The following is a 14,718-nucleotide window of genomic DNA, read 5'->3' as shown; positions in this document are numbered from 1 at the left end:
GTTGAACGTGGACAAAGCTTACCTCCTGTAAACAATCCCTAGCTCGGGGTGGAGCTCGAGCTCGAGTTCTCCCAACACAGCCCGCCCCCCCTCCAGTACCACCGGATGGGCGTGGGCCAGCAGCGGGGTTTGGCTCCAGGGCTTTTCAGGTAGGCCGTGGGCTTTCCGGTGCTCCTTCAGCGCCTGGAAGTCGTTTCGCGTCAGCTCGTGCCGGCTCAGCTTGACCGAGCGGGCAAAGAGCCGCTTGGCTTCGGAAAGCTCGAGCTTGCTGGCGACGCTCACCGCCTCCTTTCCGCTTTCATCGAGGCACAGCTGGCCTCCTACCTTATGCAACAGCACCACCGTGGCGCTGGGGCTGCCCTTGCGGGTGTGGAGCAGGTCGGGGTCGTCGTCGGGGTTGGGTTCGTCGTCGGGGAGTTTAGGGAAAGTTTGGGGCTCGAGCCATTTGGTTTCATCGGGCTGCCCAAAGGGGGCGTAAAACGCCTCGTCCCGGTCTGTGGACTCCCTTTTGTCCATGCAAACCTGGGCCTGCTCGAGGGCCGCCCGCCAGGCCTCCGAAAGCCCCTGGGGCGGCGGCTCGCTGTACACCTCCTGCACCAGAGGGTCGATGTCGCCTGGAAGCCTGATCTCTTGGCGACCGCGCAGCGCGAGCCAGCTCCGCAGCAGGACGTAGCGCTCGTAGACGCGCTCGGCACTTCCGAAGTCCGGCACGCCCCCCTCCTCCAGGCCCGCCACCCACAGCACCGGCTGGGTGTGGGGGCCCCGCTCGCGTCCCTGATGGCGGTGCAAGCGCCCGGCGCGCTGGAGCATCAGGTCAATGGGGGCCAGGTCGGTGAACATCACGTCGAAGTCGAGGTCGAGGGACTGCTCGACCACCTGGGTGGCGACCAGGATGGCCTTTGGAGGACGCTGGCCCTCCTTGCCGAACTTGGCGACGACGGCCCGCTCGCGCGCTAAGCGCTCCTCGAGCGGATAGCGGGCGTGGAACAGGCTTAGCTCTACCCCATCCGCTTTGCCCACCAGCCTCTGGTACAGCTCCTGCGCCCGCTGCACGGTGTTGACGATGCAGGCCACACAGCCGCCTTGCCTGGCCTGCTCGAGCGCCCGCTCCGCCAGGGCTTCTAGCTCCAGGGGCAGGGACCGCAGGGTGAGGGTGGGCTGCTCCCGCGCCGCAAAGCGCTCGGCCACGGGAGTGGGGTCGCCCGCCAGGGCTCGAGTGATGCGGGGGTAGGGCGCCTCCGGAGCGCACTGCGCCCCAAAGGCCCTGAGCAGGCTCTCCCGCTTGGCCTTGGGCAGCGTGGCGCTCATCAACACCACCGACGAGCCCAAAGCCCTCAGCCAGCGCACCAGCGACTCGATGAGGCCGCTGGTGTAGGTGTCGTAGGCGTGAACCTCGTCCAGCACCACCACCCGGTTGCCCAAGCCCCACAACCGCACGAAGTGGTGCTTGGTGGGCAGGACGCTCAAAAGCGCCTGATCCACCGTCCCGACCGCGTATTCCGAGAGCAGGCCCCGTTTTCGGTGGGAAAACCAGACCTGGGCTTCTACCCCTTCCCCCTCGTCGGGCAGGTTGGGGCGCACGCGGATCTTTTGGTACGCCTCCACCAGCTCACTGGCCCCGTGCAGGAGTTGTAGGTCGAGCCGGCGGGATTTTCCGTAGGGGTCTAAGAAGGCCTTGGCCCGCTCGAACATCAGGTTGCCGGTGGCCTGGGTGGGCAAGGCGAGGTACATCCCCCGGTGCCCGTTGGCCGCCTGCAACCGCAGGTGGGCGTAGAAGGCGGCCTCGGTCTTGCCCTCACCCATCGGGGCTTCGACCAGGAATAGCGCAGGGGTGTGTATCCCCTCCAGCAAGCGCTCCATCGTGCTCTGCAGCGGGCGGGCTTTGAAGGGCTGATCGGGCTTGCCCAAGTAGGCAAACACCGCTTCCAGGCTCTGCGGCTCGGGCATCAAGGGCTCCCGCTTGAACCAGCCCAGGCTATCGAGCTTTTGTGCGGCCCGCGCTTTGGCACGCTGGTAGTACCCAGCCAGGTCATCGCCGAGGGGGTGGAAGTCGAGGCTCGAGCCGATCCAGTCGGCGAAGCTGGTCAGGCCCGCCAGGCGCTCGAAGGCCGCGCCTCCGTAGATACAGACCCCCGGCGCCTCGCCCACACCGAGCACCTCGAGCACCGCCTCAAAAAGCTCAGCCCGCACCTTGTACCAGTCCTCCCCGCCTTTTTCCTTGCCCGTAACGCTGTCTAGGTCCTGTTGCGTTGCCCGAAAACCGTGGTGCTCGCCTACCGCAGCGGCGACGTTTTCGGCGGCCCTGCGCACCCAGCCTCGCGCCTCGAGGAGATCGGGCAGCACTTCCTCACCAATCACGCTGTGGGAAAGGTCATCGGGCGGCGGTGTTGGGGGAGTGGTCCAGGTTAGCCCTGCGGCCCAGACCCGCTCCATACCCTCAGGCCACTTCTGCTGGAAGGCCGGGCTGGCCTTGCCGAGGTCGTGCAGGCCGGCCAGGGCGCAGATCCAGGCTTTGGCCTGCTCGGGCGGTAGGCCAAGGTCCTTAGCGTAGAGCTCCAAAGTGCGTTTTGGCTCCCGCTCCAGAATCAGCTCGGCACAGGCGGCCACATCCAGTAGATGGGCGATGAGGGGGTGCCACTGGCCCTTTTCCTTGTCCTGATCGCTCTTGGCCCACAATGCTTTTGCGCGTTCAGAAAGCACCATTGCAGTGTCTTCCCCCAAAGCGTCAAATCTTGTCGCACATCGCCGCCACCTGCCGGGCCTCCTCGAGCCACCGCCGCCGGAGGTTTTCCGGCTCCAGCACCTCCACCCTGGGCCCCCAGCTCTGCACCCAGGAGAGAAGCTCGAGGGGAAAGTTGTGGCTATCGGTGCCGACGGTGAAGCGGGCCTCGAGGCCTCCCTCCGGCAAGTCCAGCAGCTCCATGTCGGGGTAACCCCCTTCCCGCAACCGGTAGGCCGCCTCCTTCTTGAAGCGCAAGCGCACCTGAACCGGCTCCCCCCCGCTGCCGCCCACGACTCCCCAGGCGTTGGAGAGGTACTGGCGGGGATCGAAATCGGCGGGGATGGTATAGGCCCCCTCCTCCCCGATCGGGCGGATGCGACTCATGCGGTTGAGCTTGTAGGTGCGCAGGGCTTTGTGGTAGCCCCGCTCGTAGCCGATGACGTAAACCCCTAGGTTGAGGCGGGATATCTCGATGAAGTAGACCTCGAGCTCGTTGCGCCGGGCCTGCCCCGAGCCGCCGGGCTTGTGGTAGTAGAACTCCAGGACCTGCTGGCGGAACCAGGCCTCGGCCACCTTGCCCAGCGCGTCGCCCTCGTCGAGCCGGTGGGAGAGGCGGCGCTTGAGGTCCTCGGCGCTGCGGATCGCCACGCTCTGGGCGGGCTCGGGCATGCGGCGGGCGAGCTTGAGGAGGGCCTCGAGGTAGAGGGCGTTGTGCCCTGGGGTGTGGTGGTAGAGCATACGCAGGGCGCTGTGCGTGACCAAGGCCTCCACCGGGCCGAGGTCCTCGGAGGTCAGGAGCCGGTAGCGCGGGGGCCGACACCGGTCGTCCAGCGGCAGCGCTTCCAGCTCGGCGATGTAGCGCTGGGCGGTGCGGAGGTGCACCTCGAGGGCATCCGCCAATTCCTGCGCGGTGTAGGGCCTCGCCAGCAACCACCGACGAGCCTCGCCGAGGCGACGAGCCTTCTGGTGGGTAGCGGGTTCGTGTCGCGTGGTTTTGCCCATGGCTGCTCAATCTCCGGGGTTTAGGCCGGAGTATAGCGACAACCCACCCAGCAGATGTCCATTTATGTCATCAGCGTTATTTGATTGGCAGTTTATTTGATTCTAATTGACTTAAGCATTTACCCACCAATCTGAGCGCTTCCCACACTTACGCCGCAGCGCGATGGGGAAAAGCAAGCGAAGGGCTTAAAAAGCTTCCTGCGGGCTAAAGGGACCCTCGAGTTCCTGGCGCCGCTCCTGGACCCAATTGCTGTAAATGCCCTCCAGGAAGACCTTTCTGGCCCGAGCAGCAGGGTCGTCCATGTCGTAGACCCAGTGGGCGTCGGGGTCAAGGCGCAGCGAACCACCTTCGCTGCGAATGCTCTGGGGCCAACCCAGCGCCCGGCGCAGCTTGGAGACGTTTTCCCACAGCGATTTGTAGGCCTTGCGGCGGCCCTCGGGGGTGGCTGGGGCATCGGGATAAAGGGCGTTGAGCAGGGCATCCATGCTCTGTTCCCCCTCGCCCTCGAGCAAAAGCGCCAGCAGTTCCGCCGGGCGTCCAGTCGGCCTGAGGGGGATGGGCCGCCCGTTGACCTTCACCCGCAGCAAGCCCGCCGCCCAGACCTCGACCCTGGCCTGGGTCTTGGGCTCGAGCGCCGGTCCGGATGGGGCGAGGAGGGCGAAGAGTTCGGGAAAACACAACGCCTCCTCCCGGCTCCACAGGTTGGGCAGCTTGAAGCCCCCCAGCCTCACAGGGTTGCCCCGGCGCCGCTCCAGCTCCGCCCGCACCACCGCCAACAGGAAGCGCCCCCGCTCTTTGAGGTGGGTCGCCCTCTCGGCGGCCTCCCTGGCCCCCTCCTCGTCGCCCAGCAGCAGGTGCGCAGCGGCGATGTCGGCGTAGAGCCACCCGGAGGACGAAACCCCGAGCGCGAGGGCTTGCTGAAAGTAGCCCAGCGCTTCTGCCACCCGACCGCAAAGCCTCGAGGTGTGACCGAGGCCCCACAAAGCCTGCTGGCGGTCGTCGGCTTCCTCGGCCACCCGCAGGGCTTCGCGGTAGCAAGCGAGGGCCCTGGGCCACTCTCCCAGGATGCGCCGGGCCGCTCCCAGCCCACACAGCGCCCTGGCCCGGATGGGGCGGGCGGCGGGCTTGCGGCTAAGCCGCTCGGCCTCGAGCAGGTGCCGCTCGGCTTCGGCGGGTGCGCTCAGCGCGCTGATGCCTAGGTTGTAGTGCGCCCAGGCCAGGTAGTAGGGATCGCTCTGCAGGTAAGCCAGCGCCTCCGACCAGCGGGCGCGGGCGGCGGGCACCCGGCCTGCTGCGTAGAGGTAGCTCCCCTCGTCGATCAGGCAACGCCCCAAGGCCTCGTGCTGGAGGTGCTCCCTGGCTCGTGCATAAGCCTCTTCCCAGCCCGGCAAGCCCAGCTTGGCCCACAGTTCCGCTCGGCTGCGCCAGTAAAGCCCCTTGTCGCTCAGCACAGCTTCGTCCAGGGCCTCGATCTCCTCCAGCGCCTCCTTCACCCGATCCAGCCGCGAAAGCGCCCAGGCGCGGTAGAGCCTCATCATGGGGGTGGCGACCCCGGCCTCCTGGCAGAAAGCCAGGAGCTCCTCCGGCTCCCGCACACGGCACAGGGCATGGGCGTAGAGCTCGGCGGCCTGGGCGTCGGTGCGGAAGCAATCCCCGGGTATCGAGGGGAAGAGCGTCGACAAGACCCGACGCTGGGCCTCGAGGCTGCGGGCTTGGGCAAAAGCCTCCGCCAGGACCCTGATGGCGAGATCCATGCGCCCTGTATGTACCAGCTGCCGCAGGGTGGCCTCGAGGTCGCTCAGGGGTGCTTTCATGACGCCTGAGGAATTGTACCCAAATCAAAGCGCAATCCCTCAAGCTCCCGTACCCGTCTTGACGTCGTCGCCATTGCGCCGCGCCCTGCGGCTGTAGCAGCCTGAACAGCGCCAGGATGGCGCCGAGGCAAAGCCCCCCTCTCCCCAGGACCGCAGGCCACTTCTCCAAGCCGTCCTTCGTGCGTAGCCCCATGGCCCCCAAAGTCCAGCGGGGTCGCGACAAATCCCGTCGCGATGCGGGCGCGCCGGTAGACGCCCATCAGCCCCCCATCGTTGGGCTCCCGCCCATCACCAGCACCGCCGCCCCCCGCACCCGACCGCTCCTCAGCCGCTCCAGGGCCAAGTTAGCCTGCTCGAGCGGGAAGAGCTCCACGCATCAGAGCATTGACACTCCCACGACCCCCGACGCTGAAAATTTTCCCTATGAAATGTTCGAGGTCTGTGGTTAGACTAACTGCAAATGCCCGATGCTTCACACCTTGCCTTAGCCGCCCTCCTCCACGACATCGGCAAGCTCTACCAGCGGGCCCACTGGGGCCGTGTGCCCGAAGGGGTTGCCGATTGGAGTCATCCGGCTTACACCGATTGGGTCATTCGGCGGTGGGGGCAGCTTTTTCCGAGTTTGGAGGGGCTCGCCCCCACCGCCGCCCGCCACCACGAGGGCTGGCGTGACACGCCCTGGAAACCCACCAACCCCGCCGAGTGGTGCGTGGCCCTGGCCGACACCTACGCCTCGAGCGAGCGCAAAGAGGTGGACGAAAAAGGCGGTCACGCACCCGACACACCGCTCAAGTCGGTGCTGGCGGGCCTGTGGGTGCAGGAGCAGTGCGGCCAGCGGGACTGGGGCTACAGCATGGTGCGGGCCAACCAAGAGGTGGGCCAGAAGGCCGGGGGGGCTTATCCAGAAGCCAAACCCAACGTGTCGAGGGACACTTACTGGCGAGTGGCCGAGCGGCTGGACGCGCGGCTCGGGGAACTGGCCCGGCTCAAACCAAGCCCCGAAGCCCTGCTTTTGAACCTCTTGGGCATCTTCCAGGAGCTTTTGTGGAACGTGCCCTCGGACACCCAGGGCGAGCCGGATGTTTCGCTTTTCGATCACCTGCGCCTGACCGGAGCCATCGCGGCGGCTTTGTGGGCCTATCACGGCGGTTCGCCCAGCGTGGAAGCCCTTAGGGACGAAAAGCCCGAGAAGTTTCTGCTGGTGCTGGGCGACCTGGGGGGCATCCAGAACCACATCTACCGCATCCAGGGGGCCCAGACCGGGGTGGGGGGCCTGGCCAAGCGGCTGCGGGCGCGCAGCCTAGAAGTTTCGCTGGCCGCCGAGGCCATGGGATTAGACTTGCTGCGGCGCACCGGTTTCACCCCTTTGCAGCGCATCATGAGCGCGGGGGGCAAGTTCTACCTGCTGTTGCCCAACACCGAGGCCGTGCTGAAGGCGCTCGATGAGGTGCGCCGGGAGTGGGAGACGTGGGCCCTGAAGCAAGGGGCGACCCTGCTGCCCTTCCTGGCGGCGTACGCCTTTGCCCCCTCGGGTTTCAAGTCCTTCAGCCGGGTGCTGGGGGAAGCCCACCGCAAGCTGGCCTTGGCCAAGCTAAAGCCCTTGCAAAGCCAGCTCGGCCAACCCTACCTGAGCGCGGGCCCGCAGAGCCTGCGCCCCTGCCGGGCCTGTGGGGCGCGCCCAGCCAAATCGGCCACCGAGGAACTTTGTTACGGCTGTGAGCGCGATGCCCACGTGGGCCGGCTGATCCCCAAGCGAGGGGAGATAGGGTTCTTCCCCGGGGACGCGCCTCAGCCCCACTACCGCTTTCCCAGCTTGCGGGTGGCCCTCGAGCCCTCCGATGTCCACACCCTGCGCACCCGCCTCGCCTTCACCCCCGCGGCCCACCCCTGGGAGGTGCGCCTCCTGGCCGGGCACATCCCTACCCTCAAGGACGCCGTGCGAACCGGCAATTGGCGCAACCTGGACGAGTACCAAGCCTGGGCCAGGGAGCAGGGCCTTTGGGAAGAGGAAGAAGGGGGCCGCAGAGAAGACGACCCGCTCACCCTGGCCGAGCTGGCCGAGCTTTCCACCGGGGCCAAGTACCTGGGGGCCCTGATGCTCGACGCCGACCGCATGGGCGAGGCCTTCGCCACGGGCTTCCAGGACGAAAAGGGGAAAGACCACAGCAGCCCCAGCCGCATCGCGAGCCTCTCGCGGATGCTCGAGCTCTTCTTTGCCGGGGAGGTGCTGGAGCTCATCAAGAACCCCCAGACCTACGCTTCTCGCCTGGGCTGGGACAGCCTAAAGGCCCAGGAAAAAGCCCGGCGCTACCCCCTCATCTACTCGGTCTACGCCGGGGGCGACGACCTCTTCTTGCTGGGGCCCTGGGACGTGCTGCTGGAGTTTGCCCTGGACCTGGAGGCGCTCTACCGAGGCTTCACCCAGCACCCCCAGCTCAGCCTTTCGGGCGGGTTTGTGCTGGTGAACCCCAGCCTGCCCATCCCCTTGCTGGCCGAGGCCGTGCAGGAGGCCGAGCAGCAGGCCAAGAAAGATGGGCGGGGCCGGCTCCACCTTTTTGGTCAGAGCGTGCCCTGGGCGGAGCTGCGGGACCTGGTGCCCTGGGTGCAGGACTTGCAGAAACACCTGAACTCTGGGGACAAGGCGGGCCTGACCAGCGCCCTGGCCTACCGCCTGCTGCGGCTGTGGCGGCAGCACCAGTCGCAGAAAGACCCAGCCCAGCAGATGCGCTACAAGCCGCTTTTGGCCTACACCCTGCGCGAGCGAGACGACCAAATTCGGCAACACTACCTACAGCTAACCGACCACCAAACCCCCGCCTGGCGACACCTGCCGGTGTGGGTGCAGTGGGGGCTTTATCTGGAGCGGTAAGGAGGATGTATGGAGTTTTTTGAAAACTCGGAAAAGGGCATTTACCGAAGAGGGCTTTTTGATGAAGAAGCCAAAAGTTGGGCCCAGGAGATTCGCAGCGAAGGGCAGGGGCAGAACAAGCTCAAGTCGAGCCAGTTTCGCAACTACTTCCACGAGTTCCGCCGGCTCGAGGACGTCTTCGAGCGCTACAAGCGTGAAGCGGGGAGCGACACAGAGCAGGCTTGGCGACGGCTCTTGTCCCAGATAGAGCTGCTGCGGGCCAAGCTGGCCTATGGGGGTCGTTCCAACGGGGGGCCATTGCAGAGCTTTCCCCTCTTCCGGCAAAAAATGGATGAGCTCCTTTCCGATGCCAAAAAGAGCGAGAAGCACTTCGCAGCGGTGATGCTCTTTTTGGAGGCGGTGCTGGCCTACTTTTATGGGCTGGAAGGAGAGCGGAACCACGAGGCCACTCCCCGTGGCCCCCAACCCCAGGGCAGGAGGTAAATGGTGAAACTGCTGGGCTACAAACGCATTCACGGCACCATCCGGCTCAAAAGTGGCCTGCGGATTGGCATGAGCAAGGACCAGATGGCCATTGGGGACGTGGACAACCCGGTCATCCGCAACCCCCTCACCGAGGAGCCCTATATTCCCGGCTCCTCGCTCAAGGGCAAGATGCGGTATTTGCTCGAGTGGCACTTGGGCGGCGACTACATCGCACGATCCACAGAAAAACACGTGTACGTTCCAGATGACCCCAAAGACCCTATTGGACGTATCTTCGGCAGCGCTCCCAGCAACGAGGCCCAGCGCCGCATAGCCCAGCAGCGCGGCCCCACCCGCCTGCTGGTGCGTGATGCCTACCTCACGCCCGAGTCCAAGCAGGCCCTCGAGCGCATGACCGCCCGCGGCGGCTACCTGACCGAGGTCAAGCAGGAGGTCTTCATCCCCCGCATCGGTGGCAACGCCAACCCCCGCACCGCCGAGCGGGTGCCCGCGGGGGCCGAGTTCGCCTTCGAGATGGTCTACCGGGTGATGGACACCGGCGACGGCGGCCAGACCGATCGCGACAACTTCCGTCACGTGGAGAAGGCCCTCGAGCTCCTCCAGCTCGACGGCCTGGGCGGCTACATCAGCCGGGGTTATGGGCAGGTGGAGCTAGATTATCGGGTCGAGGAGAAATGAGGGTCAAGGCTTTTCACCTGGCGCTGGGCAGCGTCAGCGCCCCGCCCAGCGCCTCCACCCTCTGGGGCCACCTGGCCTGGTGGGTGCGCTATACCCAGGGGGAAGATGGGCTTAGGGTGTGGCTGCAAGAGTTTCAAAACGATCCCCCCTTCCTCATCTCCTCGGCCTTCCCCAGAGGCTACCTGCCCCGCCCCCTGCTGCCGCCCGTGCAGGTGCAGGACACCGTAAAGCGCAAGAAGCTCAAGGGCCTGCGCTTTTTGAGCTTCGGTACTTTCGCCCGGGTCGTTCGGGAAGGTGAGCAGGCGCTGCTCGAGTCCCCCGAGCTAGAGGGTGACCGGGCCCCCCGTATCAAAGTAGCCACCCAGACCCGGGTGGGCATTTCTCGCGCCACCGGGACCGCACAGGAGGGCATCCTCTTCAACGACCGGGTGTACTGGCTGGGCCAGGGGGAGTGGAGCGTGTACGTGCAGCTCCGCCGCGAGGCCGGCTACCTGGAAGAAGCCCTGCAGCAGATCGGAACCTTCGGCTATGGGGGCAAGGCCAGCGTGGGGCTGGGACGCTTTGAGGTGGTGGACGTGCAGGAGATGGAGCTACCCGAGGCCGAAAACCCCACCCACTACGTCACCCTGGCCCCCACCCTGCCCGAGGGCGAGGGCTTTTTTGCCCTGGAAACCTACTGGGGCCGCCTGGGGGGGCACTACGCCCAGGCCGAGACCCCCTTCAAGCGCCCCTACCTGCGGGCCAAGGAGGGCAGCGTGTTCCGGCAGGTGCCTGGCGCCAAATTGCTGGACGTGACCCCCGAGCCCGCGCCGGAGGATGGGGTAAAGGTTTGGGAGTACCTCTACAGCTTTCCCCTGGGGGTGCGGGTATGAGCTTTCTGGAGAGCTACCGCTTGACCATTGAAACCCTGGGCCCCATCCACGTGGGCACCGGCGAGGCTTTTCCGGCCTACAGCTACCTGGTGGACGAGGCCCAAAAAGAGGTGCTCATCCTGGATGCGGGGCGGCTTTTGGAGCTGCTCTCTCCAGAACAGCAAGAAAACTACTTGCAGGCGGTGGCCCAGGGCCCCAAACGGGCCCAGCAAAGCCTGCAATCCCTCTGGAACAGCCGCCTGGTAGACCCCACCCCGGCCATCCTGCGCCGCCTCCCTGCCACCCCAGCTTTCATCAATACCGTTAAAAACGCCACCGACGCGGCGGGCCTCGAGTTCCGCCCCCTGCCCCGAAGCCCCCTGGGGGCCTATCTGCCGGGCTCCTCCATCAAAGGGGCCTTGCGCACCGCCTGGCTGTTCAAGCGGGTTGTGCGGCAGGGGCGGGATATCGAGTACAAAGGTCGCTGGCAGTGGGGCCAGAAGGTTCAAGGCGACGAGTGGCCGCTCATCCAGCCGCCCGAGAGAATAACAACCCCTGTTGCCCAGGCCTTTGAGGCCCTGGTACTGGACTACGCCGCCGAACGCAGCCCCAACCTCCACCGCGACCCCTTCCGTCAGGTGCGCATAGGCGACAGCGAGCCCAGCGAGAACCTGTTGTTGAACCGCATAGGGGTCTTCCACCCCAGGGGTCAGATGGACCAGACCGTCATCCTGGCCGAGATGTTCCGGGTGGGAACCAAGCTGCAAGCCCCCTTGCGCCTGCACACCGGCTTAGCCCAGCAAAGACACAAAGACGCGGTTTCTCACCCCATTTCGGCCCAGGCGCTGGCCGAGGCCTGCTGGGAGTATTACCAAGAGGTGCTCCACCTCGAGCGGGAATATGCCCAGAATCATCGCCTCGGGCAAGCGCTCAAGGTCTACGACGCCCTCGAGAAACGGCTCAGTGAAGATAAGCGCTCCTTCCCCCTGCGCATCGGCTTCGGCAGCGGGCGCATGTCCATCCGGCTCGCGCTTTTGCTCGACGGGGAGGAGGGCCAAGAACCCAAAACCCGCAAAACCGCCGGCTCAGCCAGCCCCAAAGATGGCTTCCCCCTGGGCTGGGCTGTGGCGAGGCTCGAGCCCTACTGAAACCCTGCTTTTTTCAACCTATACTGAAACCATGGCCCTGACCCTCAAAAACCCCGAGGTCGAGCGCCTGGCCGAGGAAGTGGCCCGCCTGAGGGGCGAGAGCAAGACCGAGGCCATCCGCAAAGCCCGGCTCTTGTACCCGCATCGCCCCCGCAAGGAGAGCGTGCTGGAGTTTTTAGAGCGCGAGGTTTGGCCCAAGCTGCCTCCCGGAAGCCTGGGTAAAGCGCCCACCAAGGCTGAGCAGGAGGAAATCCTGGGCTTTGGCCCGGAGGGCTTTTGATGGTGCTGGATAGCTCGGTACTGCTGCATATTCTCTTCCGCGAGCCCGGTTACCCCTTCGCCCAGACCGACCTGGCATGATGCTCGCAGCCATCGTCCTTACCCTGGAAGGCCCCTCGCGCCCCGACCCCGACGGCTGGCGGGGGCTGGTGTATGGCCTGCTGAAGCAGATAGACCCTGAGCTGCACAGCGCCCAGCCCAACCCCTTCAGCCTGGGGCTGGGCGGGGCCGAGGGGCAGTGGTGGGTGCGGATTGGGCTGCTGGAGGAAGGGCTCTATGCCCGGCTCTCGCCCCACCTGTTTGGCCTGGCGGGCCAGAGCGTCAAGCTCAAAGCGTCTTTTCGGGTTAGGGCCGTCTTGCAGGAAGAACACCCTTGGAGCGGCGTGAGCACCTACCCCCGGCTCTTCCAGGGGCCGGCCCCGGCCAGCCTGGGGCTTCAGTTCGCCAGCCCCACCTTCTTCCGCCGCAAGGGGCATAGCTACCCCCTGCCCGAGCCTAAGCTGGTCTTCGACTCGCTGGTGCAGCGCTGGAACGCCTTCGCCCCGGTCAAGGTGCCCGAGGAGGTGCAGCAGGCCTGGGAGCGCCTCACGGTGGGCCAGTTCCAGGGCCGCACCCACCGCATCGCGCCCAACGAGGACGAGCGAGGGGTGGGCTTTGTGGGCCGGGTGGTCTACTACCTGCCCAAGGCCAGCCCCACCGAGGCCCAGTGGATGCAGGCTTTGGGGCGCTTTGCCTTTTACGCCGGGGTGGGGGCCAAGACCAGCTTGGGGTTTGGGCGGGTGCGGGGGTTTGACCCAAGGCAGGAGGTGAATAAGAACCATGAATCGGAACAAGGAGCGCTTACGGCAACTGTGGACACGGTATAAAGATCTATTAGGCCAAGGGAACATTGGTCGGACAGAGCCGTCGCCTCAGGCCAAAGAAGCCAGGGAGCTGTACGAAAAAGAAATCTGGCCGCTTACCAAAGAGGGTTTTGTTGATCGGGGGCAACAGCAGTACAAAGCTTCCTTCCATACCGTGGGAACAACACCGGAACCAGTTATTCTTTCAGCTCGCGCGCTGAACGCTGAAAAAGTTTACTTGCTGCATACCAAGGATACGGAAAAGCTTTGTGAGCGGATTGAAAAGGAATTGGGGTGGGGGGTCGACCGGATCAAAACCCTTCAGGTTAGCCGGAGCGACCCGGAAGATATTTATAGGCAAGTGCGGCAGCAAATAGACCGGCTTGATCCAAAGGATCCAATTGCCTTTGACCCAACTGGGGGCACGAAGGCCATGGTTGCTGGGTTGGCGATGTTTGCTTTCTCGCTGGCGGAAGAAGGCCGCATTGCACATGTCTATTATGTGGACAACGAAGAGTATGACGACCAGCTTCGCCGTCCGGTAGCAGGAACTGAGTTTTTGAAACGCCTCGAGAACCCACGTGAAGTTATACCGGATTGGCTCTACAATCGTGGCAAGGAAGCCTACAGCCAAGGGGACTTTGCGCGCGCAAAACAGAACTTTAGCCAAGCGGCGGAGCGGGAAGGGAAAGCAAACAGCCTTGAAGCAATCCTATCAGAGGCCTATGCGCATATAGATGCTGCACAGTTTGAATCGGCAAAAACAAAGTTGGAAGAGCTGCGCAGCCTTTTACAAAAGCCTCCGTATAAGCAAAGTCCCTTTGCTAAATACACCAATACCATTCGTGAGCAAAAGGAGGGGCTCGAGGAAATCATTTACCTTGCGAACTCGCTTTCCAGCAGGAACATAGTCCCACTTGCAGAACCACAAAAAGTGGCCTGGGCGCTGGCTGCCCTCGATTTTATGGCTGGGCGACGCCAAAGTGCGGGCCGTATTGCCGAGGCCGTACTGCTACGCTACCGTGCCCTCGAGTTTTTCTTGCAACACCGCTTGGCCCAGAGGGGCTTCGATACGGCTAAGCCCGACTTCCAAAAACTTTGTGAGACAGTTCAGATGAGCCTCGAAGATCTAAAGATCAAATATCAAGTCGAGCGAAATGGGGCAGGTCTGAAGACCGAAGACAAACTAGAACAAAAAACCGACGTGGACTTCGTCACTGCTTTCTTCTTGCTCAGGGCATTGGGGGATAATGCCGCTCAAGCGGTCAACCCAAACAAGCTGGTGGGATTGGCAAAAGCCCGTAACAGTTCTGTGTTTGCGCACGGCTTTGAACCGCCCAAAGAGGGTATGGCGAACGATCTTGCCCAGGTCTTGCAAACTCTGGTGGAAAGAGGAGGACTACCCAAAGTGGAATACTCTCCGATTCCCCTTGCATGACCCTCCACCTCACCGAGCAGTCCGCCACCCTGCGCCTGCGCCAGGGTCGCCTGCGGGTGGAGCTAGACGAGCAGACCCTGCTCGCAAGGTGCGGCGGGTGGTGGTGTGGGGCAATTCACCCCGGCGCTGGCCGCAAAGTGCTGCTGCGCCTGCTGGAAGGATGCCTAAATCAAGAGGCCCAGCACCCCAAGGGCTTTGGCGAGCGGGTGCAGCTTTCGGTATTCGAGTGTTGGCTCAACCCGGCCCAGCTCGAGCAGCTCAAAAAACTCTTGCAGAAGAAGCTCGAGCCCACCGAGGACGGCGTGCGCATCTACCCAGTAGGGGGAGTGGTGGAAGTGCTGGGCGTGGGCCGGATCGCCGGAAATCCCGACTACCTGATCCTCTAGCCCACAAAAATCCCTTCGCGATCGCACCCCCTCACCAGAAAAAGCGGCCACTATTCCCGTTTGGGACAATACAAAGCCCGCTTGCCAAAATGCGGCATTATGTTTTGCGCAAAATGCTATAATCCCCCTAGCGAGGTCCCCTCGAGCGTACCTTGAAAACCTATCTCCCCCTTTCTCATGGTAAATCCCTGTCACATAAAAT

General features: G+C 64.3%; 12 protein-coding genes and 1 pseudogene. 9 read left to right on the top strand and 4 right to left on the bottom strand.

The window, feature by feature from the left end:
• Positions 1-18: 18 nt before the first annotated feature.
• From cas3 to B047_RS16685, 4 genes and pseudogenes are all read right to left on the bottom strand, one after another.
• Positions 19-2,028, bottom strand: a complete 2,010-nt coding sequence (gene cas3 / locus B047_RS0110510) for a CRISPR-associated helicase Cas3' (protein ID WP_420805385.1) — start codon at positions 2,026-2,028, stop codon at positions 19-21.
• Between the two features lie 78 nt (positions 2,029-2,106).
• Positions 2,107-2,703, bottom strand: a pseudogene (locus B047_RS18710) (CRISPR-associated endonuclease Cas3''); the annotation flags it as partial.
• A 22-nt stretch (positions 2,704-2,725) separates the two neighbouring features.
• Positions 2,726-3,724 (bottom strand): helix-turn-helix transcriptional regulator, encoded by a 999-nt coding sequence (locus tag B047_RS0110505; RefSeq protein WP_018466924.1) that lies wholly within the window; start codon positions 3,722-3,724, stop codon positions 2,726-2,728.
• A 186-nt stretch (positions 3,725-3,910) separates the two neighbouring features.
• Positions 3,911-5,539 carry a tetratricopeptide repeat protein gene (locus B047_RS16685; protein ID WP_018466923.1) on the bottom strand — a complete coding sequence of 543 codons (1,629 nt, stop codon included), beginning with the start codon at positions 5,537-5,539 and terminating at the stop codon, positions 3,911-3,913.
• A gap of 460 nt (positions 5,540-5,999) precedes the next feature.
• Here B047_RS16685 and cas10 point away from each other — a divergent pair, with 460 nt between their 5' ends.
• From cas10 to cas2, 9 genes are all read left to right on the top strand, one after another.
• Entirely contained in the window at positions 6,000-8,408 is a 2,409-nt protein-coding gene (cas10, locus tag B047_RS0110490; protein ID WP_018466921.1) for a type III-A CRISPR-associated protein Cas10/Csm1, read from the top strand.
• A 9-nt stretch (positions 8,409-8,417) separates the two neighbouring features.
• Positions 8,418-8,891 carry a type III-A CRISPR-associated protein Csm2 gene (gene csm2, locus B047_RS0110485; RefSeq protein ID WP_018466920.1) on the top strand — a complete coding sequence of 158 codons (474 nt, stop codon included), beginning with the start codon at positions 8,418-8,420 and terminating at the stop codon, positions 8,889-8,891.
• A 3-nt stretch (positions 8,892-8,894) separates the two neighbouring features.
• On the top strand, positions 8,895-9,572 hold the full coding sequence (gene csm3 / locus B047_RS0110480; protein ID WP_026234805.1) for a type III-A CRISPR-associated RAMP protein Csm3: 678 nt from the start codon (positions 8,895-8,897) through the stop codon (positions 9,570-9,572).
• Positions 9,569-10,444 (top strand): type III-A CRISPR-associated RAMP protein Csm4, encoded by an 876-nt coding sequence (csm4, locus tag B047_RS0110475; RefSeq protein ID WP_018466918.1) that lies wholly within the window; start codon positions 9,569-9,571, stop codon positions 10,442-10,444. The genes csm3 and csm4 overlap by 4 nt, the downstream gene beginning before the upstream one ends.
• A complete protein-coding gene (gene csm5 / locus B047_RS0110470) occupies positions 10,441-11,571 on the top strand; it encodes a type III-A CRISPR-associated RAMP protein Csm5 (RefSeq protein ID WP_018466917.1) in 1,131 nt (376 codons plus the stop codon). Before csm4 ends, csm5 begins: the two co-directional genes overlap by 4 nt.
• A 31-nt stretch (positions 11,572-11,602) precedes the next feature.
• Positions 11,603-11,851 carry a type II toxin-antitoxin system VapB family antitoxin gene (locus tag B047_RS0110465; RefSeq protein ID WP_018466916.1) on the top strand — a complete coding sequence of 83 codons (249 nt, stop codon included), beginning with the start codon at positions 11,603-11,605 and terminating at the stop codon, positions 11,849-11,851.
• Positions 11,852-11,927: 76 nt separating this feature from the next.
• On the top strand, positions 11,928-12,716 hold the full coding sequence (gene cas6 / locus B047_RS0110455) for a CRISPR-associated endoribonuclease Cas6 (protein ID WP_018466915.1): 789 nt from the start codon (positions 11,928-11,930) through the stop codon (positions 12,714-12,716).
• A complete protein-coding gene (locus B047_RS0110450) occupies positions 12,670-14,130 on the top strand; it encodes a TIGR02710 family CRISPR-associated CARF protein (RefSeq protein ID WP_026234804.1) in 1,461 nt (486 codons plus the stop codon). Before cas6 ends, B047_RS0110450 begins: the two co-directional genes overlap by 47 nt.
• Positions 14,127-14,516 carry a CRISPR-associated endonuclease Cas2 gene (cas2, locus tag B047_RS18435; RefSeq protein ID WP_018466912.1) on the top strand — a complete coding sequence of 130 codons (390 nt, stop codon included), beginning with the start codon at positions 14,127-14,129 and terminating at the stop codon, positions 14,514-14,516. Before B047_RS0110450 ends, cas2 begins: the two co-directional genes overlap by 4 nt.
• Positions 14,517-14,718: the final 202 nt, after the last annotated feature.

This window comes from Calidithermus timidus DSM 17022 (assembly GCF_000373205.1).
Lineage (GTDB): Bacteria > Deinococcota > Deinococci > Deinococcales > Thermaceae > Calidithermus > Calidithermus timidus.
The sequence above is the reverse complement of the archived record's forward strand: the minus strand, read 5'-3'. Positions and strand labels throughout refer to the sequence as shown.

Excerpts from the sequence above, each read along its gene's own strand:
- B047_RS0110505 (WP_018466924.1), bottom strand. The coding sequence starts at position 3,724 with ATGGGCAAAACCACGCGACACGAACCCGCTACCCACCAGAAGGCTCGT.
- B047_RS16685 (WP_018466923.1), bottom strand. The coding sequence starts at position 5,539 with ATGAAAGCACCCCTGAGCGACCTCGAGGCCACCCTGCGGCAGCTGGTA.
- cas10 (WP_018466921.1), top strand. The coding sequence starts at position 6,000 with ATGCCCGATGCTTCACACCTTGCCTTAGCCGCCCTCCTCCACGACATC.
- csm2 (WP_018466920.1), top strand. The coding sequence starts at position 8,418 with ATGGAGTTTTTTGAAAACTCGGAAAAGGGCATTTACCGAAGAGGGCTT.
- csm4 (WP_018466918.1), top strand. The coding sequence starts at position 9,569 with ATGAGGGTCAAGGCTTTTCACCTGGCGCTGGGCAGCGTCAGCGCCCCG.
- csm5 (WP_018466917.1), top strand. The coding sequence starts at position 10,441 with ATGAGCTTTCTGGAGAGCTACCGCTTGACCATTGAAACCCTGGGCCCC.
- B047_RS0110465 (WP_018466916.1), top strand. The coding sequence starts at position 11,603 with ATGGCCCTGACCCTCAAAAACCCCGAGGTCGAGCGCCTGGCCGAGGAA.
- cas6 (WP_018466915.1), top strand. The coding sequence starts at position 11,928 with ATGATGCTCGCAGCCATCGTCCTTACCCTGGAAGGCCCCTCGCGCCCC.
- B047_RS0110450 (WP_026234804.1), top strand. The coding sequence starts at position 12,670 with ATGAATCGGAACAAGGAGCGCTTACGGCAACTGTGGACACGGTATAAA.
- cas2 (WP_018466912.1), top strand. The coding sequence starts at position 14,127 with ATGACCCTCCACCTCACCGAGCAGTCCGCCACCCTGCGCCTGCGCCAG.